The organism is Staphylococcus sp. FSL W8-0056 (assembly GCF_037963075.1).
GTDB lineage: Bacteria > Bacillota > Bacilli > Staphylococcales > Staphylococcaceae > Staphylococcus > Staphylococcus aureus.
The window spans coordinates 743,591-769,415 of the sequence record NZ_CP150142.1; the positions used below are offsets into that span (position 1 = coordinate 743,591).

Sequence of the window (25,825 nt, forward strand, 5' to 3'; positions counted from 1 at the left end):
ATTGTACTCATCCGCTATACACCATCCCTATCATATATACGGCAGTAAAGATGAAAACCCAAACAACATCTAAGAAGTGCCAGTATAAACTTACTATAAATAATTTTGGCGCATTATATTTGTCTAATCCGCGTCGTTGGATTTGGATTAATAAACAAATGGCCCAAACGATACCTAGCGATACGTGACAACCATGCGTTCCTAATAGGATAAAGAAACTAGACCAGTAAGAACCAATTGTTGGGTTAACGCCTTCTGATGCATAGTGTGCGAATTCATAAATTTCGAATCCAACAAAGACTAAACCTAAAAGTAACGTAATGATCATCCAAAACATCATTAACTTTTGTTTTTCTTGGCGCATGTAGTAAATAGCAATACCACATGTGTAAGAACTGAATAATAATGCAAACGTCATTATTAAAACAAGAGGCAATTCAAATAACTCAGTAGTCATTTTACCTGCATAATCGCCACCATGTTGCAAAGTTAATAGTGTCGCAAATAGGGTACCGAATAACGCAAATTCGGCTGTAATGAAAATCCAAAAGCCAAGCTTATTTAATTCGCCTTCATGTGTGCGTGAATCAATAGTGTTTGTATCATGACTCATGACTTACAGCCTCCCTTTCTTTAATACGCGCTTCTCTTAATCTAGCTTCAGTTTCAGCAACTTCAGCAGCAGGGATATGATATCCGTGATCGATTTGGAAACTGCGATAAATCATAGTACCAAAAATACCGAATAAACAAATTAATGCTGGAATTACAGTTTCGAAAATTAAGAAGAAACCGCCGATAGTCATAAAGATACCAATCCAGAATCCAACAGGAGTATTGTTTGGCATATGAATGTCTTTGTAATTATGGTTGTCTAAGTAATGACGACCATGTTCTTTCATATCAACAAATGTGTCGTAGTCATTCCAATCTGGTGTAATGGCAAAGTTGTATTTAGGTGGAATTGCTGATGCAGTAGTCCACTCTAGAGTACGGCCAAGGCCATCCCAGTTATCTCCAGTTGCTTCACGTGGAGATTTGAAGTGACTGTATACGATACTAACAACAAGGAATAAGAATCCGATTGCCATTAATAATGCACCGATAGTTGAAATTAAGTTTAATAAGAACCAACCATCTGATGGCATATAAGTGTATAAACGACGTGGCATACCATCTAATCCAAGAATGAATTGTGGTAAGAAACAAACGTTAAATCCGATCATGAAGAACCAGAAGCACCATTTGTTTAATGTTTCGTTTAATTTGTAACCCATCATCTTTGGATACCAGAAGATTAAACCAGCTAAGCAGGCAAATACAACACCAGTAACCAATGTATAGTGGAAGTGAGCTACTAAGAAGTACGTATTGTGATATTGATAGTCAGCTGATGCCATTGCTAACATTACACCCGTAACACCACCTAAAAGGAAGTTAGGGATAAATGCTAATGAGAATAGCATTGGTGACTCAAATGTAATACGTCCTTTATATAATGTTAATAACCAGTTAAACAATTTCACACCAGTTGGAATACCAATCAGCATTGTTGAAATTGAGAAGAATGAGTTGATTAACGCACCATTACCCATTGTGAAGAAATGGTGAACCCAAACTAAGAAACTAAGGAACGCGATACCGGCAGTTGCCCATACCATACTTTGATGTCCGAATAAACGCTTACGAGCGAATGTCGGGATAATTTCTGAGTAAATACCAAATGCTGGAAGGATAACGATATAAACTTCAGGGTGCCCCCATACCCAGAAGAAGTTAGCCCAAAGCATTGGCATACCGCCATGTGCAACTGTGAAGAATGCTGTGTCAAATATTCTATCAGTTGTCATTAATGCTAACGCTACTGTTAAAGGAGGGAAAGCAAGAATAACAATTAATGTAGTAATAAATGTTGTTACTGTAAACATTGGCATTTGCATAAACTTCATAGTTGGTGTTTTACATCTTAAAATTGTTACAAAGAAGTTGATACCTGTAGCTAAGGTACCAAGCCCTGAAATTTGTATAGCTATTAAGTAATAGTTAACACCCGGACCAGGACTGAATTCACCTGCTAGTGGCGCATAGTTTGTCCAACCAGCTGCTGGTGAACCACCAATAATAAATGACAGGTTGAATAAAATCATACCTGCAAAGAATAGCCAGAAACTTACGTTGTTTAATACTGGGAATGCAACATCACGTGCTCCAATTTGTAATGGAACAACGATATTCCATAAACCAAAGATAAATGGCATTGCCATGAAGATAATCATGATTACACCATGTGTACTAAAAATTTCGTTATAGTGGTTAGATTCTAAAAATTTGTTATCAGGTACTGTTAATTGCGCACGAATAAGTAACGCATCAATACCACCACGGACGAACATTAATACGGCACAGATTAAATACATAATACCGATTTTCTTATGGTCTACAGATGTGAACCATTCTTTGTAAAGATATTTCCATAATTTAAAGTAAGTAATTACTGCGATTAAACCAATAACTAAGAATGGGGCACCAATTTGTGCCATTGTAATCATCCAGTTACCTTTAACTAGTAATTGATCCCATGGAAAATTCATTAATGTCCACCTCCATGATCATCATTGTCTTGATCTTGCGCATCTTTTGAAATTTTCTTCATTTCTTTCGCATTTTTCGATTCATCTTTCTTGAACTCATTGTTATATGGTTCGTCATTTCCAAGAATCATCAACTTCATACCATGTCGTTTATAGTTCGCATTTGTAATTTGAGCTTTACGAGCAGGTATTAATGGTTTGTCTGATACATCTTTAAACATATTTTCTTCACTAGTGAAGTTTGGATCTTTCAATTCGAAATTGAAACGTTTATATGCATAGAAGATGTATTCTGGATCGGCTGCTGGATCAACAAACGCCATATGTGTACCATTAAATTCTAAAGCTTTATTAGGTGTGCTTGGTAATAATTGTTTATCAAATGTATCTTGATCTAACGTTTTCTTACCTTTAACTTCTTTCACCCATTTGTCGTAGTCTTTTTGACTAACGGCATTTACTTTAAATGTTTGACGTGAGAATCCTTCACCATTGAAGTTAGAGTTACGACCTCTGAACGTACCAGTTTGAGATGCTTCTAACGTCCAATTCATTGTCATGCCAGTCATGGCATATTTTTGACCACCTAATTGTGGAATCCAGAAACTTGTCATTGTATCCATAGCTTGAAGCTTAAATACGACAGGACGATCTTTAGGGATTGTTAATGTATTAACAGTCTCTATATGTTCATCTGGATAAGCAAAGAACCATTTGTATCCTGCACTTACTGCATATACAACCATTGGATCTTTCTCACTCTTCGGTGGTTTTTCGTAATCGTATAAAGTTTTAACTGTAGGAATAGCTAAAGCAGCAACGATTATGATAGGTATTACAAACCATATTGTTTCAATGATGGCATTATGGTGCATCTTACCAGATTCGGCATTCTTATTATAACTATACTTGTAAATAAAAATGGCGAACATGCCAAGTACAACGAAACAAATAACAAGCATGAAGACGATTGAATAAAGAATCAAGAACTTCTGACTACTTGCTACTGGCCCTTTTGCGTTGAAAATTTCTATATTTGAACAACCACTAAGTAAAATTAGTGTGCCAAATAATAGAAGCAAAGACTTAAATTTTGACACTTTTTTGACCTCCTAATACTACAAATGTAGGGCTTAACATTAATTTTAAGTTATTACACAATATTTACAAGGGCTTATGGGAAAAAAATTAATAAAATTGTATCAAAAATGTTGATAAATCAAGGTGTGACGTGGGTTCACACATTTGTTAAAATTATGTGTACATTTTGTGACTAATAGCGTTTTTGAAAAAATTGCTTCATATTTAAAAGGAAAGTTGAGAATAGCTTTCAATTAAAGGTTAATTGAATGAAAATAAAAAAAGTTTGAAATTGTCTAATAAATTGAAAATGATGGCTAGTTCATTGAAAGGAAGCGCAAACACTTTAAAAAGGAATTTGCCAAAAGTAATTTATCGTTAAACAATGAAAAGTGGAAATTTGTTTGTTCAAAATCAAAACATTTTTTAAAAAGAGCAGTTAAGTTTTAATAATTTGATAGGTAGTCCTTTGGTATACAGAAAAAATACAATATTTAGGTTAAAGTTGCAGATGAAGTTGGAATAACAAATAAAATGGTAGCAAAACATGTTCGTTTGCTACCATTTTATTTACAGTATAGTGATGAGGGCTATTTAACCTCAATATACCTAGTGGAAATTTTAATTGCACCATCTGAATCAGTGACATGATATTTAATTTGATATTTACCAGATTTAGATGTATCAATTTGGCCATCGACTTTAATTTTATCGGTTAAATCTCCATCTTCTTTATCAAATGCACTTATGCCGTTTAGAAGGTTATAATCTTGACCTTTCTTAATAACGATATCATTAGCGCCTTTAATTTGTGGTGTAGTATTCGTCGTTGCATCTGCATTTAAATTTGGTGTTACTAGTGTAGCAGAAACACCGAGGGCTGATAATGACTGTAATAGTTTATTCATAATGTAACCTCCGAATGATAAGTCATTTCTGAGTTAGCTTTACTATACCTTAATTTATATTATTTACACATCATACTATAGTCCTAATCTTACCCTATAAAGAATGAAATTTAAATATAAATTTATAAATAATGAGGAAATAATTATTATTTTGAAAATCTGCCACAATTGTAAAATTAATAATTTAGGGATAATTTGAAATCAAATATAACTTTATTCGACAGTTTGAACTTAAATTTTTGTGTATCAAAACAATAAGAAAAGGGAGGCGAAAATGATAAAGAACCACTAATGATTAACTATGTAGTAGTACTTTATCATAGTCACAGCTTCTTTGTTGGGGCCTCGCTGACTTGCATTGTCTGTAGAATTTCTTTTCGAAATTCTCTGTGTTGGGGCCCATCCCCAACTTGCACATTATTGTAAGCTGACTTTTCGTCAGCTTCTTTGTTGGGGCCCCGGACTATAATTGAAAAATGCTTGTTACAAGCTTATTTTCATTCAATTAACTACTGTCTATATAAAATTGTTGAGCCAAGAACAAAGTGAAATGCTCCCTTCAAAGCCTTCATTTATTCAATGTCTACTTTGAAGGGAGCATTTGATCGATTAATGTCCCAGGTTTTTCTTGTTATTCATTGCAATTGCAAAATAATATTTAATGTGGGTTAAAAGAGTTCATTAAAACTCAGTTATTAGGGAGTGGGACAGAAATGATATTTTCGTAAAATTTATTTCGTCGTCCCACCCCGGCAAGGTTGACTAGAATTGAAAAAAGCTTGTTACAAGCGAATTTTCGTTCAGTCAACTACTGCCATTATAACTTTGTAGAGCATAGAACATTGATTTATGTCTCAGGCTCTTTACGAATCAATACCTCGACGCATTTTTTCTGCAAGCAAAGTATTATTTAATACCATAGTAATTGTTAATGGACCAACGCCACCAGGAACTGGTGTAATAGCTCCAGCAATTTCTTTAACCGCATCATAATCAACGTCACCTTTTAATTTGCCATTTTCATCTGGCGTATTGCCAACATCGATAATTACTGCTCCTTCTTTGACCACATCTTTTGTTACTAAACTAGGCTTACCAACTGCACTGACAATGACATCAGCATCTTTTAAATATGATGCCATATCTTTTGAACGAGAATGTAAGATTGTTACTGATGCATTTTTTTGAAGTAGTAACTTAGAAACTGGTTGTCCGACAATATGACTTCGTCCAATTACAACTGCATTTTTAGCTTCTAAATCAATATCAGCATGTTTTAATATTTCCATGATGCCGAGCGGTGTGCAAGGTACAAAAGTTTGTTCATCGATATATAATTTCCCTATATTTATTGGATGAAATCCGTCCACATCTTTTTCAGGATTGATTGCTTCTAATATTTTCTGTTCGCTAACTTGTTTTGGTAATGGTACTTGTACCAAAATACCACTTACAGAATCATCATTATTTAGTCTATTTAGTTCGTTTAATACTTCTTCTTCAGTAGCTGTTTCTTCCAAATGTACGATTTCTGAAATCATACCAATTTTTTCAGCTGCTTTCTTTTTTGATCTAACATAACTTTGACTAGCGCCATCATTACCAACTAATATAACGGATAATTTAGGTGTAAAACCCTTTTCTTTTAGCGCTTCAACTTGATCTTGTAACCCCTGTCTGTAGTCTTTGGCAATTTGTTTACCATCTAAAATTTTAGCAACCATAAAAACTTCTCCTCCTATTGTCAATATCCTAACTTTGTTAGTTTATAAAACTAATTTACATAGCAAAAGACGTAAATTCAAACAAAAAATCAAAATAAAGTTCGATTTTTGATTGAAAAAGCAGAAATTGCTTGTTATGCTATATCTATAATATACAACTAAAGTAATTCACAATTCAAACTTTTGAAAGGGTGTACAAAGTGAAAGTAGCAGTCATTATGGGCAGTTCTTCCGATTGGAAAATTATGCAAGAGAGTTGTAACATGTTGGATTATTTTGAAATTCCGTACGAAAAACAAGTAGTATCCGCACATCGTACGCCAAAAATGATGGTTCAATTTGCTTCTGAAGCGAGAGAAAGAGGTATAAACATTATCATTGCAGGCGCTGGCGGTGCGGCACATTTACCAGGTATGGTTGCATCATTAACGATGCTACCAGTTATTGGTGTGCCGATTGAAACAAAAAGTTTAAAGGGTATAGATTCTTTATTATCAATTGTTCAAATGCCAGGAGGTATTCCGGTTGCAACGACTGCAATTGGTGCAGCAGGTGCTAAAAACGCAGGTATACTTGCAGCAAGAATGTTAAGTATTCAAAATCCTTCTTTAGTTGAAAAACTAAATCAGTATGAATCTTCGTTAATTCAAAAAGTGGAGGACATGCAAAATGAACTTCAATAAATTAAAGTTTGGTGCGACTATTGGCATTATTGGTGGTGGTCAGCTTGGAAAGATGATGGCACAATCAGCTCAAAAAATGGGTTATAAAGTGGTTGTATTGGATCCTTCTGAAGATTGTCCATGTAGATACGTTGCACACGAATTTATACAAGCCAAGTATGACGATGAAAAGGCACTCAATCAATTAGGACAAAAATGTGATGTGATTACTTATGAATTTGAAAACATTTCAGCCCAACAATTAAAACTATTATGTGAAAAGTACAATATTCCGCAAGGTTACCAAGCTATACAGTTATTACAAGACCGCTTAACTGAAAAAGAAACATTAAAAAGTGCTGGTACCAAAGTTGTCCCGTTCATTTCAGTAAAAGAATCTACAGATATTGACAAAGCAATTGAAACATTAGGATATCCTTTTATTGTAAAAACTAGATTTGGTGGCTACGATGGCAAAGGTCAAGTTTTAATTAACAACGAAAAAGACTTACAAGAAGGTTTTAAATTAATTGAAACTAGTGAATGCGTAGCTGAAAAATATTTGAATATCAAGAAAGAAGTATCTCTTACTGTTACAAGAGGAAACAACAATCAAATCACTTTTTTCCCATTACAAGAAAATGAGCATAGAAATCAAATACTTTTCAAAACAATTGTTCCAGCGAGAATAGATAAAACAGCTGAGGCGAAAGAGCAAGTTAATAAAATTATCCAATCGATTCATTTCATTGGAACATTTACAGTGGAATTTTTTATAGATAGTAACAACCAATTGTATGTGAACGAGATTGCACCAAGGCCTCACAATTCCGGACATTATTCAATTGAAGCATGTGATTATTCACAATTTGATACTCATATTTTAGCAGTTACCGGACAATCATTACCAAATTCAATTGAATTATTAAAGCCTGCAGTCATGATGAACTTACTAGGTAAAGACTTAGATTTATTGGAAAATGAATTTAATGAACATCCAGAGTGGCACTTACATATTTATGGTAAGTCTGGGCGTAAAGATAGCAGAAAAATGGGGCATATGACTGTACTAACGAATGATGTAAACCAAACTGAACAAGATATGTACGCTAAATTTGAGGGGAGTAATTAAAGCATGACATTATTATATGAAGGAAAAGCGAAGCGCATTTTCTCAACAAATCAAGAAAATGAATTAAGAGTTGAATATAAAGATGAAGTTACTGCTGGAAACGGGGCTAAGAAAGACACAATGGCAGGTAAGGGGCGATTAAATAATCAAATTACTTCTATTATATTTAAATATTTACAAGAAAATGGAATAGAAAGTCACTTTATTAAACAATTATCTGAAACAGAACAATTAGTTAAGCCTGTGAAAATAATTCCATTAGAAGTAGTTGTTCGTAATATTGCTAGTGGATCTATTACAAAGCGTTTAGGTTTTGAAAATGGTGAAGTTTTTAGAGAACCACTTGTAGAATTTTTCTATAAAAATGATGCGTTAAATGATCCGTTGATAACGGATGACCATGTTAAATTGCTCAATATAGCATCAGATGAAGATATTGAAATACTAAAATCCAAAGCATTAAAGATTAATAATGTGTTGAAACAATTAATGGATGCTATGAATTTAAAATTAGTAGATTTTAAAATCGAATTTGGAAAGACTGAGACTGGTCAAATTTTGTTAGCGGATGAAATATCTCCAGATACATGTCGAATTTGGGATAAAGCTACCAATGCAAACTTTGATAAAGATGTATATAGAAATAACACTGGATCACTGATTGAAACATATCAAATATTTTTAAACAAATTGGAGGATTTAAAATAATGAAAACAATTGAACTACATATCACATTACAACCACAAGTATTAGATACGCAAGGACAAACGCTTACTCGAGCTGTACATGACTTAGGTTATGCACAAGTGAATGATATTCGTGTAGGAAAAGTATTATATATGACAGTGGATGAGGTTAGTGATGAAAAGGTACACAACATTATTACAACTCTAAGTGAAAAATTGTTTGCAAATACAGTGATTGAAGAATATAGCTATAAAGTGTTAGATGATGAAAAGGAGAATGCATAAAATGAAATTTGCGGTTCTTGTTTTTCCAGGTTCGAATTGTGATAGAGACATGTTTAATGCTGCTATTAAAAGTGGTGTTGAAGCGGAATATGTAGATTATAGAGAAACATCACTAAGTGGATTTGATGGCGTACTTATTCCTGGTGGATTTTCATTCGGGGATTACTTAAGATCTGGGGCAATGGCTAGTGTAGCGCCGATTATTTCGGAAGTTAAACGTCTTGCAACTGAAGGTAAGCCAGTATTAGGTGTTTGTAATGGGTTTCAAATTTTAACTGAAATAGGCTTATTACCTGGTGCATTATTGCATAACGATTCACATTTATTTATTAGTAGAAATGAAGAGTTAGAAATAGTGAATAATCAAACGGCATTTACAAATCTTTATGAGCAAGGTGAAAAAGTTATATATCCTGTAGCTCACGGTGAAGGTCATTATTATTGTACTGATGAAATATATCAACAATTAAAAGCTAACAATCAAATTATTCTGAAATATGTGAATAATCCGAACGGTTCATATGATGATATTGCAGGAATTGTTAACGAAAAAGGCAATGTATGTGGCATGATGCCACATCCTGAAAGAGCTTTAGAAACGTTGTTAGGTACTGATAGTGGTGTGAAATTATTTGAAGCGATGGTAAAAAGTTGGAGGGAACAACATGTCTAAATTTATCGAACCAAGCGTTGAAGAAATTAAACTTGAAAAAGTATATCAAGATATGGGATTAAGTGATCAAGAATATGAAAAAGTTTGCGATATTTTAGGCAGACAACCTAACTTTACAGAAACAGGTATCTTTTCTGTTATGTGGAGTGAACATTGCTCTTATAAACATTCTAAACCGTTTTTAAAGCAATTTCCTACGTCAGGTGAGCATGTGCTTATGGGTCCAGGTGAAGGTGCAGGGGTAGTCGATATAGGTGATAATCAAGCCGTAGTATTTAAAGTAGAGTCTCACAATCATCCATCAGCAATTGAACCATATCAAGGGGCTGCTACAGGCGTTGGTGGAATCATTCGTGACATTGTTTCTATTGGGGCTAGACCTATTAATTTGTTAAACAGTCTTAGATTTGGAGAATTAGATAATAAACAAAACCAAAGATTACTTAAAGGGGTTGTAAAGGGTATCGGAGGTTATGGTAACTGCATTGGTATTCCAACAACTGCTGGTGAAATCGAATTTGATGAACGTTATGATGGCAATCCACTTGTTAATGCAATGTGTGTTGGTGTTATCAATCACGACATGATTCAAAAAGGCACAGCAAAAGGTGTAGGTAATTCGGTCATTTATGTTGGTTTGAAAACTGGTCGAGATGGTATTCATGGTGCTACTTTTGCATCTGAAGAATTGACGGAAGAAAGCGAAAGTAAACGACCTTCTGTACAAATCGGTGATCCATTTGTAGGTAAAAAATTAATGGAAGCAACACTTGAAGCAATTACATTTGATGAATTAGTTGGTATTCAAGATATGGGTGCTGCTGGTTTAACATCTTCATCGTCTGAAATGGCGGCAAAAGGTGGTAGTGGGTTACATTTGAGATTAGAACAAGTGCCAACACGTGAGCCAGGTATTTCTCCTTATGAAATGATGCTTTCAGAAACTCAAGAACGTATGTTACTAGTTGTTGAAAAAGGTAATGAACAAAAATTCTTAGATTTATTTGATAAGCACGAATTGGATAGTGCTGTTATAGGTGAAGTTACAGATACAAATCGTTTTGTTTTAACATATGATGATGAAGTTTATGCTGACATTCCAGTTGAACCACTAGCTGATGAAGCACCTGTATATATTTTAGAAGGAGAAGAAAAAGATTATAATACTTCTAAAAATGATTATACACACATCGATGTTAAAGATACTTTCTTTAAATTACTTAAGCATCCGACTATAGCATCTAAACACTATTTATATGATCAATACGACCAACAAGTTGGTGCCAATACGATAATTAAGCCAGGACTTCAAGCATCGGTAGTACGTGTGGAAGGCACAAATAAGGCAATTGCTTCAACAATTGATGGTGAAGCGCGTTATGTATATAACAATCCATATGAAGGTGGAAAGATGGTAGTAGCTGAAGCTTATCGAAATTTAATTGCCGTGGGTGCAACACCATTAGCAATGACAGATTGTTTAAATTATGGTTCTCCTGAAAAGAAAGAAATCTATCAACAGTTGATAGATTCAACGAAAGGTATGGCAGAAGCATGCGACATTCTTAAGACACCAGTAGTTTCTGGAAATGTATCTTTATATAACGAAACGAAAGGTACTTCTATTTTCCCAACACCAGTTGTTGGAATGGTAGGTTTGATTGAAAATGTAAATTATTTAAATGATTTTGAACCTCAAGTTGGAGATAAATTATATTTAATCGGTGATACTAAGGACGACTTTGGTGGTAGTCAACTTGAAAAGTTAATTTATGGCAAAGTTAATCATGAATTTGAGTCATTAGATTTGAGTTCAGAAGTTGAAAAAGGTGAATCAATCAAGACCGCTATTCGTGAAGGACTATTATCACATGTTCAAACAGTTGGTAAAGGTGGCTTACTGATTACCTTAGCTAAACTAAGTGCGCATTACGGTTTAGGATTAAAATCTTCAATAGATATAACAAATGCACAATTGTTTAGTGAGACACAAGGCCGATATGTTGTTTCTGTTAAATCAGGTAAAACTTTAAATATTGATAATGCAATAGAAATTGGACTTTTAACAGATAGTGATAATTTCAAAGTAACAACACCATATACAGAGATTAGTGAAAATGTTTCAGATATTAAACAAATATGGGAAGGGGCAATTGCTCAATGTTTAACTACTCAGGATTAAACGAAGAATGTGGCGTGTTTGGTATTTGGAATCATCCTGAAGCAGCGCAACTAACATATATGGGACTTCATAGTTTGCAACATCGTGGTCAAGAAGGTGCAGGTATAGTTGTTTCTGATCAAAATGAATTAAAAGGCGAGCGAGGATTAGGCTTACTAACTGAAGCGATTAACGATGATCAAATGGAACGATTAAAAGGATATCAACATGCAATTGGTCACGTCCGTTATGCTACTTCAGGTAATAAAGGTATTGAAAATATTCAACCGTTTCTGTATCACTTTTATGATATGAGTGTAGGTATTTGTCATAATGGTAACCTCATTAATGCTAAATCATTGCGTCAGAATTTAGAAAAACAAGGTGCTATCTTCCATTCGTCTTCAGATACTGAAGTCATTATGCATTTGATACGTCGAAGTAAAGCTCCTACTTTTGAGGAAGCATTGAAAGAAAGTTTGCGAAAAGTTAAAGGCGGTTTTACATTTGCGATATTAACTAAAGATGCGTTATATGGCGCAGTAGATCCAAATGCTATCAGACCACTTGTTGTAGGTAAAATGAAAGATGGTACATACATCCTTGCAAGTGAAACATGTGCAATAGATGTGTTAGGTGCAGAATTTGTTCAAGATATTCATGCAGGTGAATATGTCGTGATTAACGATAAAGGTATTACAGTTAAATCTTATACACATCATACGACAACTGCAATTTCTGCGATGGAATATATTTATTTTGCTAGACCAGACTCAACAATAGCTGGTAAAAATGTCCATGCAGTACGTAAAGCTTCTGGTAAAAAATTAGCCCAAGAAAGCCCTGTAAATGCTGATATGGTCATCGGTGTACCCAATTCATCGCTATCAGCTGCGAGTGGTTATGCTGAAGAAATAGGTTTGCCATATGAAATGGGACTAGTTAAAAATCAATATGTTGCAAGAACATTTATTCAACCAACTCAAGAATTACGTGAGCAAGGTGTGAGAGTGAAGTTATCTGCGGTAAAAGATATAGTAGATGGGAAAAATATCATTCTTGTTGATGATTCCATTGTTCGCGGTACGACAATTCGACGCATTGTGAAAATGTTAAAAGATTCTGGTGCAAATAAAGTGCATGTGCGTATAGCATCACCGGAATTTATGTTCCCAAGTTTTTATGGAATCGATGTTTCAACTACGGCAGAATTAATTTCTGCAAGCAAATCACCTGAAGAAATTAAAGATTATATTGGCGCTGATTCATTAGCATATCTATCTGTAGATGGGTTAATTGAATCAATTGGTTTAGATTATGACGCGCCATATAGTGGCTTATGTGTAGAAAGTTTCACTGGAGATTATCCTGCAGGGTTATATGATTATGAAGCAAATTATAAAGCACATTTAAGTCATCGACAAAAGCAATATATTTCTAAAAACAAACACTTTTTTGATAGCGAGGGAAATTTAAATGTCTAAAGCATATGAACAATCTGGTGTAAATATTCATGCTGGTTATGAAGCTGTAGAAAGAATGTCTAGTCATGTTAAACGTACGATGCGTAAAGAAGTTATCGGTGGTTTAGGTGGATTCGGTGCTACATTTGATTTATCACAATTAAATATGACAGCGCCAGTTTTAGTTTCTGGAACAGACGGAGTAGGTACGAAATTAAAACTAGCTATCGACTATGGGAAACATGATTCGATAGGTATCGATGCAGTTGCAATGTGTGTTAATGATATTTTAACGACAGGTGCAGAACCATTGTATTTTTTAGATTACATCGCTACAAATAAAGTTGTTCCTGAAGTTATTGAACAAATTGTTAAAGGTATTAGTGATGCATGCGTTGAAACGAATACTGCACTTATCGGTGGAGAGACTGCTGAAATGGGTGAAATGTATCACGAAGGTGAATATGATGTAGCCGGATTTGCTGTTGGAGCAGTTGAAAAGGATGACTATGTAGATGGTTCAGAAGTGAAAGAGGGACAAGTTGTTATAGGACTTGCGTCAAGTGGCATTCATTCAAATGGATACAGTTTAGTGCGCAAATTAATTAATGAATCAGGCATTGATTTGGCATCAAACTTCGATAATCGTCCATTTATAGATGTCTTTTTAGAACCAACTAAATTATATGTCAAACCTGTACTTGCTTTAAAAAAAGAAGTTTCTATTAAGGCAATGAATCATATTACTGGTGGAGGTTTTTATGAAAATATTCCACGTGCATTGCCAGCCGGATATGCTGCTAGAATTGATACTACATCATTTCCAACGCCAAAAATATTTGATTGGTTACAACAACAAGGCAATATAGACACAAATGAAATGTATAACATTTTTAACATGGGTATTGGCTATACGGTTATCGTTGATGAAAAAGATGCATCACGCGCTTTGAAGATTTTAGCAGAACAAAATGTGGAAGCTTATCAAATTGGTCATATTGTGAAAAATGAGTCAACTGCAATTGAATTGTTGGGGGTATAACAATGGTTAAAATTGCGATTTTTGCATCAGGTTCAGGAAGTAACTTTGAAAATATAGTTGAGCATGTTGAATCAGGAAAACTTGAAAATATTGAAGTTACGGCGCTATATACGGATCATCAAAATGCGTTTTGTATAGATAGAGCAAAAAAGCACGATATTCCTGTTTATATTAATGAACCAAAACAATTTGATTCAAAAGCAGCGTATGAACAACATTTAGTAACATTATTAAATAAAGATAAGGTAGAGTGGATTATTTTAGCTGGCTACATGCGTCTAATTGGTCCAGATTTATTAGCTTCATTTGAAGGTAAAATATTGAATATACATCCATCTCTATTGCCGAAATATAAGGGGATTGACGCAATAGGCCAAGCATATCATAGTGGCGATACTATTACTGGTTCGACAGTACATTATGTTGATTGTGGTATGGATACGGGAGAAATTATTGAACAGAGACAATGTGATATTAGACCGGACGATTCAAAAGAACAATTAGAAGAGAAAGTAAAAAAATTGGAATATGAGTTATATCCAAGTGTTATTGCTAAAATTGTAAAATAAGGAGTATGTATGTGATGAAGAAAGCTATTTTGAGCGTATCAAATAAAACAGGTATTGTAGAGTTTGCTAAAGCGTTAACGCAATTAAATTATGAATTATATTCAACTGGTGGTACTAAACGTATATTAGATGAAGCAAATGTACCAGTTCGTTCTGTTTCAGACTTAACACATTTTCCAGAAATAATGGATGGCCGTGTTAAAACATTACATCCGGCTGTTCATGGTGGCATTTTAGCTGATCGAAATAAACCGCAGCATTTAAATGAATTATCAGAACAACATATAGATTTAATTGATATGGTAGTAGTTAATTTATATCCATTCCAACAAACTGTTGCAAACCCTGATGTGACGATGGACGAAGCAATTGAAAATATTGATATTGGTGGTCCAACAATGTTACGTGCTGCAGCTAAAAACTATAAACATGTAACAACAATTGTACATCCGGCAGATTATCATGAAGTATTGACGCGATTAAGAAACGATTCGTTAGATGAGTCATATAGACAATCATTAATGATTAAAGTTTTTGAGCATACTGCAGAATATGATGAAGCGATTGTACGTTTCTTTAAAGGGGATAAAGAAACTTTAAGATATGGAGAAAATCCACAACAATCAGCGTATTTTGTGAGAACTTCGAATGCTAAGCACACGATTGCAGGTGCTAAACAATTACATGGGAAACAATTAAGCTATAACAATATTAAAGATGCAGATGCTACACTAGCTTTAGTTAAAAAGTTTGATACACCTGCTGCAGTTGCGGTTAAACACATGAATCCATGTGGTGTTGGTATCGGTGACACGATTGAACAAGCATTTCAACATGCGTATGAAGCGGATAGTCAATCAATATTTGGTGGAATTGTTGCATTAAACCGAGCTGTAACACCTGAGTTAGCAGAGCAATTGCATAGTATCTTTTTGGAAGTCATTATTGCACCAAAATTTACAGATGAAGCATTAGATATTTTAAAACAAAAGAAGAATGTAAGATTATTAGAAATTGATATGACTATAGACAGTAACGAAGAAGAGTTTGTTTCAGTATCTGGCGGATATTTAGTTCAAGATAAAGACAATTATGTCGTGCCAAAAGAAGAAATGAAAGTTGTTACAGAAGTAGCACCTACTGATGAACAATGGGAAGCAATGTTATTAGGATGGAAAGTTGTACCATCAGTAAAAAGTAATGCAATTATTTTAAGTAATAATAAACAAACTGTAGGTATAGGTGCTGGACAAATGAATCGTGTCGGTGCTGCTAAAATTGCGTTAGAGAGAGCTATTGAAATCAATGATCATGTAGCGTTAGTATCTGATGGATTTTTCCCTATGGGAGATACAGTTGAACTTGCAGCACAACATGGTATAAAGGCAATTATCCAACCGGGTGGTTCGATTAAAGATCAAGATTCAATTGATATGGCTAATAAACATGGTATTGCAATGGTAGTCACAGGCACTCGACATTTTAAACACTAATTTTAAAGGGGCGTAACATAAATGAATGTATTAGTAATTGGTGCTGGTGGACGAGAACATGCACTTGCATATAAACTTAATCAATCGAATCTAGTTAAACAAGAGTTTGTCATTCCAGGTAATGAGGCAATGACACCTATAGCTGAAGTACACACTGAAATTTCAGAATCTAATCATCAAGGGATACTAGATTTTGCTAAACAGCAAAATGTTGATTGGGTAGTTATAGGTCCAGAACAGCCGCTAATTGATGGATTAGCAGACATTTTACGAGCGAATGGTTTCAAAGTGTTTGGTCCAAATAAGCAAGCAGCTCAAATCGAAGGCTCAAAATTATTTGCTAAAAAGATAATGAAAAAATATAATATTCCAACTGCTGATTATAAAGAAGTTGAGCGAAAAAAGGATGCTTTAACATATATTGAAAACTGTGAATTGCCCGTTGTTGTCAAGAAAGATGGGTTAGCTGCTGGGAAAGGCGTTATTATTGCAGATACTATTGAAGCAGCCAGAAGTGCTATTGAGATTATGTATGGTGATGAAGAAGAAGGTACTGTTGTATTTGAAACGTTTTTAGAAGGTGAAGAGTTCTCGCTAATGACATTTGTTAATGGTGATTTAGCAGTACCTTTCGACTGTATTGCACAAGATCATAAACGCGCATTTGATCATGATGAAGGACCAAATACTGGTGGTATGGGGGCTTATTGTCCAGTACCACATATTAGTGACGATGTTTTAAAACTTACAAATGAAACAATTGCACAACCCATTGCAAAGGCAATGCTTAATGAAGGTTATCAATTCTTCGGTGTATTATACATTGGTGCTATTTTAACTAAAGATGGTCCAAAAGTAATAGAATTTAATGCCCGTTTTGGTGATCCTGAAGCTCAAGTATTATTAAGTCGCATGGAAAGTGATTTAATGCAGCATATTATTGATTTAGATGAAGGAAAACGTACTGAATTCAAATGGAAAAATGAATCTATTGTAGGGGTCATGTTGGCATCAAAAGGATATCCTGATGCATATGAAAAAGGGCATAAAGTAAGTGGCTTTGATTTAAATGAAAACTATTTTGTTAGTGGATTAAAGAAGCAAGGTGATACCTTTGTTACTTCAGGTGGTAGAGTTATACTTGCCATCGGAAAAGGTGACAATGTACAAGATGCACAGCGAGACGCATACGAAAAAGTATCTCAAATACAAAGTGACCATTTATTCTATCGTCATGACATTGCGAATAAAGCACTACAACTTAAATAAGTATATTTAAAAAATACTAAGATTAGCTATGAAGAAATCTATAACGATAGTTTTTTTCATAGCTTTTTTAGTTGTAGAGTCTAGGACATTGATTTCTGTACCAAATTTGTGATTATGCATATGTAATACAAAAGAGGCGCCACAACATGTTTGGATGAACAAAATAACATGTTTGTGGCACCTCTTTTGTTTAGTATGGAATAAATGGTTTTCTTTTTCTATACAATGAATTTCTAATTTAGTATCTATACAATTATGGATAAAATTTAACCTACACGACCAAGACGAACATCATCTATGCCCGTGATGGGTAAGGTGATTGAACAATAATATGCCATAGTAATAATGGCAATTAAAACTATAATAAAGATTATATCTTTATATGAGAAAGGTACGTTGTAATAGTAAGTACGAGGACCATCTCTAAATCCTTTCGACTCCATCGCAACTGATAATTGATGTGCCTTTCTAATATTTTGGCTTAATAGAGGTATAATTAAATGCTTAAATCTCTTTAACCCTCTATAATTTGCTGCGTCTATCATCTGATAGCGCATTTTTAAAGATCTGCGAAGCTGTATTAAAGAACTAATCATTAAAGGTATCATACGAATGGCAGCCATGAATGCATAAGCAACTTTTGATTTAACCTTTAAATGTTGCATTAAACTATAAAATATCATGACAACCTGAGATGTAAGTGCGATTAAGATACCGAAAAATGAAATAGCAATGGTTCTTAATGATACATGTAAACCACGAACTAAACTTTCTGTTGTAATATGGATAAATCCGAATTTCAAAATTGTATGGCTACCATTCCCGTATAAAATCATGAACAGGGAAGAGAGTAATGCAAAGCCAATACTTATAGTTATAAAAATTGCTGTAATTTTAAACTGAGTACCATTAAACATCAATAAGAAAACTAACATTAAGATAGTGATATAAAGCATAAAATCGAAATTATGCACAAATATAATAAAGAAAAATAGTATAATTCCAAGAAATAGTTTCGTTATAATGTTGACATCATCAACAAATGATTGCCGAACTTTCCATTGCTCATACATTCGTATCACCATCACAATCTAGTAACGCACCATCTGAAATTTTAAGTCTTCTTGATGGATAACGTTCAATTATTTCATCGTCATGTGTAACCATGACAATACTTTGTCCCAAATTAATTCGCTTTTGGAAAAGTTTGATCAACTGGAATGTATTATGGCTATCAAGTCCAAATGTCGGTTCATCTAAAAAGATAATATCAGCTTTAGAACTTAGTGCGGTAGCTACGCTAAGGCGTCGTTTTTGACCAATAGACAACTCATAAGGATGTTGATCTTTTACATTTTGTAAATCTAAAAGTTTTAAAAGTTGTATCGTTTCATCATCACTTTGATCTTTAGAAAGGTGATTAAAATGAATGTTAATTTCATCATAAACCGAATTTGTTATAAATTGTAATTCTGGGTTTTGATAAACTAGGTACATGTGTTTTGCTGCATGTTTAATTTTTGTTAAACGCTGATTTTCAAAATAAACATCACCTTGATATTTAATCAATTGCATAATTGATTCAAGCAAGGTTGTTTTACCACTACCATTTGCCCCTGTAATTGTAATCCACTCACCTAGACCAATTTCTAAATCTGAGAATGAGAGCAATGTTGATTTACCGCGAATAATACGTCCATTTTTAAATTGTAATAAGTGTGAGTTTGTTGTTGGAAAGTCAACACGACTTGGTGCGAATTCCCATGCACGTGGATGCCACACACCATATTCACTGAGTAAATGAACATACTTCTGTAATATGATTTCAGGACATTCATCGGCAATGATATTTCCGTTATAATCCATCAAAATGACGCGGTCGACATGATTCCAGATGTGTTTAACTTTATGTTCAACGATTACAACAGTTTGATCTTCCCAAAGTTCAATTAGTTTAGTCCATAAATCTTCTGTTGCTTGAACATCTAACATTGCTGTCGGTTCATCTAAAAACAATGTTTTTGATTGTTGAAGAATGGTTTCAACAATTGCCAATTTCTGTTTCATCCCGCCACTTAAATCTTTGATATACGTTTCAGGGGTAACATTTAAATTGACCATATTTAAAGCATTGATAATTAACGCATCCATGTCTTCACGTGGTACTTGTCTATTTTCTAAAACGAATGCAAGTTCTTCGTATACTTTTGGCATACAAAACTGGCTATCAGGGTCTTGGAAAATAACGCCACTTAATGGGTCAACGATTAGTTCATCATATTTCATAGGTAATTCAATTAAATTAGGAACAATACCACTTAATACATTCAGAAGTGTACTTTTACCGCAACCAGAAGGACCGAGTAAAAGTACTTTTTCTTTGTCTTGAATAGTGATATTTAAATGATCGAAAATTTTACGCTGACCATTTGGATATTTTAATCGTAAATCACTTACTTTTAACACTCTGAATGCTCCTCTTATAAGTTGTCGTAATCTTCTTTAGCAGCTGGTCTAAATAATTTTGTTACGCCTGTCTTATCTAAAGCTTTTACTAAAAGGTAAGATAGGACGCCGGCGACTACTGCACCACTAATTAATCTAAATACGATGAATAATGTTAAGTTCCAACCTGCAACTTCATTTAAATAACCATAGAAATAATCTATAGGGAAAGCCGCGATTGCTGTACAAAAACCTGCTAACATAGCTACCATAACTGAACGAGATTGATATTTAAAAATTGCAAAGACAAGTTCACACGCTAAACCTTGTATGAAAGCGTAAACGATTGTCGGAATATCGAAACGACCCATAATGATAGTTTCGCCGGCACCTGCAGCAAATTCAGCCAGTAAAGCAATACCTGGTTTTGGAATAATTAGATAGCAGACAATCGCTGCCATGAACCAAACCCCGTTTGTTAATTGTTCGAGGTGAAGGCCTGTAGCTTGCACACCATTGTAAACAAACCACCATAAATTGTAAATAACTGCGAATACTACTGAAATAAGTACGGTTACTAGTATTTCAGATAGCTTTAAACCTTTTGACATTTTTACATCCTCCTAATAAAAAAACGCACAACCATCCATAGGAAAGTTATGCGTTCACAATATATATTAGTAAAACATATGTATAGTAACACTTTCCTACGCTAGTTCAAGCTAGATCAGGTTCAAAGGGTTTGAGGGCAAGCCTCATCTCAGTATAAAACACCCCTAGTGTGTGCGATTTATTTAATTAATTATACTGTAAGACGTTTGTAAACTTATGTCAATAGGTTGTCTTCATGAAATTTCGTTTAATTCGATTTAAAATTTATAATATTAGCATTGGATTTAAATTGAAGATGTAGTAGGAATGTTAGTAATTAAAGATATAAAAATATGCGACATGTAATAAGATTGAGCTGATAAATGAAGAGGGATACTTATCAATCATACCTCTTTAACAACAGTGAAGAACCCGTGCATAATGGCTTACGAATTATAGTTTGTAGGGTAAAAGAGGGATACATGCGCCGAGCACATGCAAAAAAGCCCCTAACAACTAAAAGTTGTAAGGTAAAAGAGGGATACATGCGCCGAGCACATGCAAAAAAGCCCCTAACAACTAAAAGTTGTAAGGTAAAAGAGGGATACATGCACCGAGCGCAAGCAAAAAAGCCCCTAACAACTAAAGGTTGTAAGGAAGAAGAGGGATACATGCACCGAGCACATGCATAAAATCCCCTAACAACTAAAAGTTGTAAGGTAAAAGAGGGATACATGCGCCGAGCACATGCATAAAATCCCCTAACAACTAAAAGTTGTAAGGAAGAAGAGGAACACATGCGCCGAGCACATGCATAAAATCCCCTAACAACTAAAAGTTGTAAGGGGATTTAAATTAATTTAGTGTATCTTGGATATCTTGTTTTGTTTGATTAATATCTTCTGTTTTTTCTTCTTTTTTATCTTTTAATTTTTCTTCAACTTCTTTAGCTTTTTCTGCTGCTTTTTTATTTTGATTTTCATTAGACATGATTAATTCCTCCCAAATTGGATAATTATTTATATATAAATCTTACCCGGTTGTACTTTCGTTAAACTTTTCTAAGTCTATAGCACTATTTATTCATTTATCTAAAGACAACAACATTAGATTAATATATAATGATTTTGAGGTGAACATAATGTCTTTTCTTAGGAAACACGCCGAAATTATTTTTAGCTATTTAATCGGTATCGTTTCACTCTTCACTGGTCTCATTATTTTAATTAACTTGCCATTAATTAAACAATTAAATGGTGGTAAAAAAGTTGATACACATGTTCATAATGTGTGGGAATTTCTGAATGCATTTTTCAGTGAAATTATTAAAGTAATGAGTCGATTTATAGGTAATTTCCCTATAGTTAGTGCAATTGTGATAATTATATTCGGTATTTTAGTTATGTTGATTGGTCATACATTACTTAGAACTATTAAGTATGACTATGATATTTCTATCTTTTTCTTAGTTATCGGTATCATGTACTTTATTATTACTCTTATATTAATGACTCAAGTTTATGGATTCTTTGCAGTGATTTTCATTATTCCATTTACAATTCATATAGGATATATCGTCTATAAAGATGAATTGAATCAGGAAAATGTAAAAAATCATTTCATGTGGATAATTGTGAGTTATGGTATAAGTTACTTAATTACACAAATTGCATTGTATGGCAGAATTGATGCTAATGAAATAGAGTCAATTGATATCTTAAGTGTCAATGCTTTCTTTATAATTATGTGGTTACTTGGTCAAATGGCTATTTGGAATTTCTTGTTCTTGCGCCGAGCTTTACCTTTAACAAAGCAAGAATTAGGTGAAGAGGAGCCAGAATTATCAAGAACAAGTAAAGGGAATGTCACGAATCAAACTAAAATTCACTTGAAACAACTCCAAGATAAGACTACAGAATATGCACGTAAGACAAGAAGAAGTGTCGATTTAGATAAAATTAGAGCTAAAAGAGATAAATTCAAAAAGAAAGTTAATGATATTATCGATATTCAAGAAGACGATATTCCTGATTGGATGAGAAAACCGAAATGGGTTAAACCAATGTATGTCGAACTATTTTGTGGTGTCGTCATCTTTTTATTCACATTTTTAGAATTTAATAATCGTAATGCATTATTTGTATCTGGTGATTGGAAATTATCACAGACACAATATGTTATTGAATGGGTTACATTATTAATTCTGTTATTCATTATTATCGCATATATCGCTACAACGTTAACTTTCCACTTGAAAGGTAAGTTTTATTATTTACAACTATTTATGGGGAGCATTTTATTCTTTAAATTGTTAACGGAATTTATAAATATAATGATTCATGGACTACTACTTTCAGTGTTCATTACGCCAACATTACTATTAATGTTATTGGCAATCATCATTTCTTATTCGTTACAATTACGAGAGCGACCATAATTAAAAGCATTATAAAAGTACTATCTATTAAACATTTTGATGTGTACGCTATAAGTTAGATATATCTCTAACTTATTTAGATACAGGTCAATGAAGTTTATGGATAGTACTTTTTTTGTAACTAGATTTGATTGATTCAGGTGATGTGAATTAAGTATTGAAAATTGTATACAAAGTTTTAGTGCAAATAAAATAGTTGAAAAGTTATCCATTTGTAAAATCAAGAAAACTAGTAAATAGTTGAAGCGACATATGGAATTTGCGAAACGATATATAGTATTTCCTTTGTAGAAATTTAACATATATCATTCGAATTACTAATTTGTTAAAATCAACAGTAAGATTAGAAGTAGATGATATTGAAATTTGGCAAACAATTTAATCTATATAAAACTACAACGAAACACAGAAAGGAAGTTGTCAGATGAAAATAGCAACTCTGAACAAAGGCAAAGAAACAAAATATTTTAATGGATATCCTTTAATTGAAGAAGAGGATATCTATTCACAAGATCATTTAAAAGAAGGAGATATTTTTCAAATTGTGACTGATAAATCACAATATGTTGCAACGGCTTATGTTGGTCGCCAACATAAAGGATTAGGTTGGGTTCTAACATACGATAAAGCTCAAGAAATCAACACAGCTTTCTTTGTGAAATTGTTTAATACTGCATTAGCAGAACGTGATTATTATTTTAATATAGATGGAACAAATGCTTTTAGATTATTTAATGCTGAAGGTGATGGTGTTGGGGGATTAACAATCGACAATTACGATGGTCATTTGTTGATTCAATGGTACTCAAAAGGTATTTATAAATTTAAATATGCCATTCTTGAAGCGGTTAGAAAAGTATTTGATTATAAATCTATTTACGAAAAAGTAAGATTTAAAGACAGCGAATATAGTGGTGGTTTTGTTGAAGGCGATGCACCTGAGTTTCCAATTGTTATCGAAGAAAACTTCACATTTTATAATGTAGACCTTGAAGATGGTTTGATGACAGGTATCTTTTTAGATCAAAAAGAAGTGCGCAAGAAATTAAGGGGTCAATATGCCAAAGAACGCCATGTTTTAAACTTATTTAGTTATACAGGTGCTTTTTCTGTAATAGCAGCAAGTGAGGCATCTTCAACAACAAGTGTAGATTTGGCTAATCGTTCTCGTAGTTTAACTGAAGAAAATTTTGGATTAAATGCTATTGATCCTAAATCCCAATATATTTATGTCATGGACACTTTTGATTTCTATAAATATGCTGCACGACATGGACATAGTTATGACACGATCGTGATTGATCCACCTAGCTTTGCACGCAACAAAAAACGTACATTTTCAGTGCAAAAAGATTATGACAAATTAATTAATGGCGCCTTAAATATTTTATCATCTGAAGGAACATTATTGTTATGTACAAATGCAAGTGTATATCCATTAAAGCAATTTAAAAATACTATTAAAAAGACGCTTGAAGAGAGTGGCGTTGATTATGAATTAACTGAAGTTATGGGTTTACCAAAAGATTTTAAAACGCATCCACATTATAAGCCATCTAAATATTTAAAAGCTGTTTTTGTAAATATTAGACATTAATTTGATAAAAAGGGGTATAGTAACTTATTGAGAAAAAGAAGGGTGATAATATTATGGGATTCAAAAACAATTTAACATCAAATTTAACAAATAAAATTGGTAATTCAGTCTTTAAAATAGAAAATGTTGACGGAAAAGGTGCAATGCCAACGACGATTCAAGAATTGAGAGAAAGACGACAACGTGCTGAAGCAATTGTAAAGAGAAAGTCTTTAATGTCATCAACAATGAGCGTTGTTCCAATTCCGGGTTTAGATTTTGGTGTTGATTTAAAATTAATGAAAGATATTATCGAAGATGTAAATAAAATATACGGATTAGATCATAAGCAAGTTAATAGCCTTGGGGATGATGTGAAAGAAAGAATTATGTCTGCAGCAGCAATTCAAGGTAGTCAATTTATTGGTAAAAGAATTTCAAGTGCATTTTTAAAAATAGTTATTAGAGATGTAGCTAAACGTACTGCTGCAAAACAAACAAAATGGTTTCCTGTTGTAGGACAAGCTGTGTCTGCATCTATTAGTTACTATTTTATGAATAAAATTGGAAAAGATCACATTCAAAAATGCGAAAATGTTATTAAAAATGTCATGTAGGTGCTATAATAGTTTTGCAATTTGCAAATTTTACTGAAACCGGTTTTAAACGAATTGAATTTAAAGCATGGTTTTGGTAAAGTTAATGTATAAAACTAAGTTAGTATTGTAATAATATTGAAGATTCTAACTATACGAAGGAGAAATGTAATTATGGAACAAAATTCATATGTAATCATCGACGAGACTGGTATTCACGCTAGACCAGCAACAATGTTAGTACAAACAGCTTCAAAATTCGATTCTGATATTCAATTAGAATATAACGGTAAGAAAGTAAACTTAAAATCAATCATGGGTGTTATGAGCCTTGGTGTTGGTAAAGATGCTGAAATTACAATTTATGCTGACGGTAGTGATGAATCTGACGCCATTCAAGCAATCAGTGACGTCTTATCAAAAGAAGGATTGACTAAATAAT

Annotated in this window: 25 protein-coding genes and 1 riboswitch; of the genes, 16 read left to right on the plus strand and 9 right to left on the minus strand. The window is 33.4% G+C overall.

Annotated features, from left to right (window positions below; all coding sequences use genetic code 11):
* Positions 1-7: 7 nt before the first annotated feature.
* From qoxC to qoxA, 3 genes are read right to left on the minus strand one after another with little or no spacing between them, the layout of a single operon-like run.
* A complete protein-coding gene (gene qoxC, locus NSS86_RS03860) occupies positions 8-613 on the minus strand; it encodes a cytochrome aa3 quinol oxidase subunit III (protein WP_000017736.1) in 606 nt (201 codons plus the stop codon).
* Positions 603-2,591, minus strand: a complete 1,989-nt coding sequence (gene qoxB, locus NSS86_RS03865; RefSeq protein WP_001010762.1) for a cytochrome aa3 quinol oxidase subunit I — start codon at positions 2,589-2,591, stop codon at positions 603-605. The genes qoxC and qoxB overlap by 11 nt, the downstream gene beginning before the upstream one ends.
* A complete protein-coding gene (qoxA, locus tag NSS86_RS03870; protein WP_000032836.1) occupies positions 2,591-3,691 on the minus strand; it encodes a cytochrome aa3 quinol oxidase subunit II in 1,101 nt (366 codons plus the stop codon). The genes qoxB and qoxA overlap by 1 nt, the downstream gene beginning before the upstream one ends.
* Positions 3,692-3,995: 304 nt before the next feature.
* Between qoxA and NSS86_RS03875 the strand changes: the two genes are divergently transcribed.
* On the plus strand, positions 3,996-4,121 hold the full coding sequence (locus tag NSS86_RS03875) for a hypothetical protein (protein WP_031761471.1): 126 nt from the start codon (positions 3,996-3,998) through the stop codon (positions 4,119-4,121).
* 140 nt (positions 4,122-4,261) lie between these two features.
* On the opposite strand, the gene NSS86_RS03880 is transcribed toward NSS86_RS03875, so the two are convergent.
* Positions 4,262-4,579 carry a DUF5011 domain-containing protein gene (locus NSS86_RS03880; protein WP_001037831.1) on the minus strand — a complete coding sequence of 106 codons (318 nt, stop codon included), beginning with the start codon at positions 4,577-4,579 and terminating at the stop codon, positions 4,262-4,264.
* Between the two features lie 863 nt (positions 4,580-5,442).
* Complete coding sequence (gene folD, locus NSS86_RS03885) at positions 5,443-6,303, minus strand: bifunctional methylenetetrahydrofolate dehydrogenase/methenyltetrahydrofolate cyclohydrolase FolD (RefSeq protein WP_000225836.1); 861 nt, start codon at positions 6,301-6,303, stop codon at positions 5,443-5,445.
* A 200-nt stretch (positions 6,304-6,503) separates the two neighbouring features.
* Here folD and purE point away from each other — a divergent pair, with 200 nt between their 5' ends.
* From purE to purD, 11 genes are read left to right on the plus strand one after another with little or no spacing between them, the layout of a single operon-like run.
* Positions 6,504-6,986, plus strand: coding sequence for a 5-(carboxyamino)imidazole ribonucleotide mutase (gene purE, locus NSS86_RS03890; RefSeq protein ID WP_001813550.1), 483 nt, complete (start codon positions 6,504-6,506; stop codon positions 6,984-6,986).
* Positions 6,973-8,097 (plus strand): 5-(carboxyamino)imidazole ribonucleotide synthase, encoded by a 1,125-nt coding sequence (purK, locus tag NSS86_RS03895; protein ID WP_001010413.1) that lies wholly within the window; start codon positions 6,973-6,975, stop codon positions 8,095-8,097. The genes purE and purK overlap by 14 nt, the downstream gene beginning before the upstream one ends.
* Positions 8,098-8,100: 3 nt before the next feature.
* Entirely contained in the window at positions 8,101-8,805 is a 705-nt protein-coding gene (purC, locus tag NSS86_RS03900) for a phosphoribosylaminoimidazolesuccinocarboxamide synthase (protein WP_000174053.1), read from the plus strand.
* Positions 8,805-9,068: a phosphoribosylformylglycinamidine synthase subunit PurS gene (gene purS / locus NSS86_RS03905; RefSeq protein WP_000848350.1), complete on the plus strand. Its 264-nt coding sequence runs from the start codon at positions 8,805-8,807 to the stop codon at positions 9,066-9,068. The genes purC and purS overlap by 1 nt, the downstream gene beginning before the upstream one ends.
* A gap of 1 nt (position 9,069) precedes the next feature.
* Complete coding sequence (gene purQ, locus NSS86_RS03910) at positions 9,070-9,741, plus strand: phosphoribosylformylglycinamidine synthase I (RefSeq protein WP_000666806.1); 672 nt, start codon at positions 9,070-9,072, stop codon at positions 9,739-9,741.
* Positions 9,734-11,923 (plus strand): phosphoribosylformylglycinamidine synthase subunit PurL, encoded by a 2,190-nt coding sequence (purL, locus tag NSS86_RS03915; protein WP_000032740.1) that lies wholly within the window; start codon positions 9,734-9,736, stop codon positions 11,921-11,923. The genes purQ and purL overlap by 8 nt, the downstream gene beginning before the upstream one ends.
* Positions 11,902-13,386: an amidophosphoribosyltransferase gene (gene purF, locus NSS86_RS03920; RefSeq protein WP_000483720.1), complete on the plus strand. Its 1,485-nt coding sequence runs from the start codon at positions 11,902-11,904 to the stop codon at positions 13,384-13,386. The genes purL and purF overlap by 22 nt, the downstream gene beginning before the upstream one ends.
* Positions 13,379-14,407 carry a phosphoribosylformylglycinamidine cyclo-ligase gene (gene purM, locus NSS86_RS03925; protein WP_000030811.1) on the plus strand — a complete coding sequence of 343 codons (1,029 nt, stop codon included), beginning with the start codon at positions 13,379-13,381 and terminating at the stop codon, positions 14,405-14,407. The genes purF and purM overlap by 8 nt, the downstream gene beginning before the upstream one ends.
* Before the next feature lie 2 nt (positions 14,408-14,409).
* Positions 14,410-14,976, plus strand: a complete 567-nt coding sequence (gene purN / locus NSS86_RS03930; protein WP_000238669.1) for a phosphoribosylglycinamide formyltransferase — start codon at positions 14,410-14,412, stop codon at positions 14,974-14,976.
* Between the two features lie 14 nt (positions 14,977-14,990).
* Positions 14,991-16,469, plus strand: a complete 1,479-nt coding sequence (gene purH / locus NSS86_RS03935) for a bifunctional phosphoribosylaminoimidazolecarboxamide formyltransferase/IMP cyclohydrolase (RefSeq protein WP_000709277.1) — start codon at positions 14,991-14,993, stop codon at positions 16,467-16,469.
* A gap of 21 nt (positions 16,470-16,490) precedes the next feature.
* Positions 16,491-17,738 (plus strand): phosphoribosylamine--glycine ligase, encoded by a 1,248-nt coding sequence (purD, locus tag NSS86_RS03940; RefSeq protein ID WP_001101899.1) that lies wholly within the window; start codon positions 16,491-16,493, stop codon positions 17,736-17,738.
* Between the two features lie 266 nt (positions 17,739-18,004).
* On the opposite strand, the gene NSS86_RS03945 is transcribed toward purD, so the two are convergent.
* From NSS86_RS03945 to graF, 4 genes are all read right to left on the minus strand, one after another.
* Positions 18,005-18,811 carry an energy-coupling factor transporter transmembrane protein EcfT gene (locus NSS86_RS03945; protein WP_000273253.1) on the minus strand — a complete coding sequence of 269 codons (807 nt, stop codon included), beginning with the start codon at positions 18,809-18,811 and terminating at the stop codon, positions 18,005-18,007.
* Positions 18,804-20,204, minus strand: a complete 1,401-nt coding sequence (locus tag NSS86_RS03950) for an ABC transporter ATP-binding protein (RefSeq protein ID WP_000921965.1) — start codon at positions 20,202-20,204, stop codon at positions 18,804-18,806. Before NSS86_RS03950 ends, NSS86_RS03945 begins: the two co-directional genes overlap by 8 nt.
* Positions 20,205-20,218: 14 nt before the next feature.
* Positions 20,219-20,794 (minus strand): ECF transporter S component, encoded by a 576-nt coding sequence (locus NSS86_RS03955; protein ID WP_000033477.1) that lies wholly within the window; start codon positions 20,792-20,794, stop codon positions 20,219-20,221.
* Positions 20,795-20,870: 76 nt separating this feature from the next.
* Positions 20,871-20,971: riboswitch (TPP riboswitch) on the minus strand.
* 658 nt (positions 20,972-21,629) lie between these two features.
* Positions 21,630-21,764 (minus strand): glycopeptide resistance-associated protein GraF, encoded by a 135-nt coding sequence (gene graF / locus NSS86_RS03960; protein ID WP_000064214.1) that lies wholly within the window; start codon positions 21,762-21,764, stop codon positions 21,630-21,632.
* Positions 21,765-21,915: 151 nt separating this feature from the next.
* Here graF and NSS86_RS03965 point away from each other — a divergent pair, with 151 nt between their 5' ends.
* From NSS86_RS03965 to NSS86_RS03980, 4 genes are all read left to right on the plus strand, one after another.
* Positions 21,916-23,211 carry a hypothetical protein gene (locus NSS86_RS03965; protein ID WP_000009069.1) on the plus strand — a complete coding sequence of 432 codons (1,296 nt, stop codon included), beginning with the start codon at positions 21,916-21,918 and terminating at the stop codon, positions 23,209-23,211.
* A gap of 424 nt (positions 23,212-23,635) precedes the next feature.
* Positions 23,636-24,808 carry a class I SAM-dependent rRNA methyltransferase gene (locus tag NSS86_RS03970; RefSeq protein ID WP_000685067.1) on the plus strand — a complete coding sequence of 391 codons (1,173 nt, stop codon included), beginning with the start codon at positions 23,636-23,638 and terminating at the stop codon, positions 24,806-24,808.
* A gap of 53 nt (positions 24,809-24,861) precedes the next feature.
* A complete protein-coding gene (locus NSS86_RS03975; protein WP_000505966.1) occupies positions 24,862-25,404 on the plus strand; it encodes a hypothetical protein in 543 nt (180 codons plus the stop codon).
* Positions 25,405-25,557: 153 nt separating this feature from the next.
* A complete protein-coding gene (locus tag NSS86_RS03980) occupies positions 25,558-25,824 on the plus strand; it encodes a phosphocarrier protein HPr (protein WP_000437472.1) in 267 nt (88 codons plus the stop codon).
* The last annotated feature ends 1 nt before the right edge of the window (position 25,825 follow it).

Excerpts from the sequence above, each read along its gene's own strand:
- NSS86_RS03880 (WP_001037831.1), bottom strand. The coding sequence starts at position 4,579 with ATGAATAAACTATTACAGTCATTATCAGCCCTCGGTGTTTCTGCTACA.
- purK (WP_001010413.1), top strand. The coding sequence starts at position 6,973 with ATGAACTTCAATAAATTAAAGTTTGGTGCGACTATTGGCATTATTGGT.
- purC (WP_000174053.1), top strand. The coding sequence starts at position 8,101 with ATGACATTATTATATGAAGGAAAAGCGAAGCGCATTTTCTCAACAAAT.
- NSS86_RS03975 (WP_000505966.1), top strand. The coding sequence starts at position 24,862 with ATGGGATTCAAAAACAATTTAACATCAAATTTAACAAATAAAATTGGT.
- purF (WP_000483720.1), top strand. The coding sequence starts at position 11,902 with ATGTTTAACTACTCAGGATTAAACGAAGAATGTGGCGTGTTTGGTATT.
- graF (WP_000064214.1), bottom strand. The coding sequence starts at position 21,764 with ATGTCTAATGAAAATCAAAATAAAAAAGCAGCAGAAAAAGCTAAAGAA.
- qoxB (WP_001010762.1), bottom strand. The coding sequence starts at position 2,591 with ATGAATTTTCCATGGGATCAATTACTAGTTAAAGGTAACTGGATGATT.
- qoxC (WP_000017736.1), bottom strand. The coding sequence starts at position 613 with ATGAGTCATGATACAAACACTATTGATTCACGCACACATGAAGGCGAA.
- NSS86_RS03955 (WP_000033477.1), bottom strand. The coding sequence starts at position 20,794 with ATGTCAAAAGGTTTAAAGCTATCTGAAATACTAGTAACCGTACTTATT.
- NSS86_RS03945 (WP_000273253.1), bottom strand. The coding sequence starts at position 18,811 with ATGTATGAGCAATGGAAAGTTCGGCAATCATTTGTTGATGATGTCAAC.
- NSS86_RS03965 (WP_000009069.1), top strand. The coding sequence starts at position 21,916 with ATGTCTTTTCTTAGGAAACACGCCGAAATTATTTTTAGCTATTTAATC.
- folD (WP_000225836.1), bottom strand. The coding sequence starts at position 6,303 with ATGGTTGCTAAAATTTTAGATGGTAAACAAATTGCCAAAGACTACAGA.
- purN (WP_000238669.1), top strand. The coding sequence starts at position 14,410 with ATGGTTAAAATTGCGATTTTTGCATCAGGTTCAGGAAGTAACTTTGAA.
- NSS86_RS03970 (WP_000685067.1), top strand. The coding sequence starts at position 23,636 with ATGAAAATAGCAACTCTGAACAAAGGCAAAGAAACAAAATATTTTAAT.
- purD (WP_001101899.1), top strand. The coding sequence starts at position 16,491 with ATGAATGTATTAGTAATTGGTGCTGGTGGACGAGAACATGCACTTGCA.
- purS (WP_000848350.1), top strand. The coding sequence starts at position 8,805 with ATGAAAACAATTGAACTACATATCACATTACAACCACAAGTATTAGAT.
- NSS86_RS03980 (WP_000437472.1), top strand. The coding sequence starts at position 25,558 with ATGGAACAAAATTCATATGTAATCATCGACGAGACTGGTATTCACGCT.
- purM (WP_000030811.1), top strand. The coding sequence starts at position 13,379 with ATGTCTAAAGCATATGAACAATCTGGTGTAAATATTCATGCTGGTTAT.
- purL (WP_000032740.1), top strand. The coding sequence starts at position 9,734 with ATGTCTAAATTTATCGAACCAAGCGTTGAAGAAATTAAACTTGAAAAA.
- purQ (WP_000666806.1), top strand. The coding sequence starts at position 9,070 with ATGAAATTTGCGGTTCTTGTTTTTCCAGGTTCGAATTGTGATAGAGAC.
- purH (WP_000709277.1), top strand. The coding sequence starts at position 14,991 with ATGAAGAAAGCTATTTTGAGCGTATCAAATAAAACAGGTATTGTAGAG.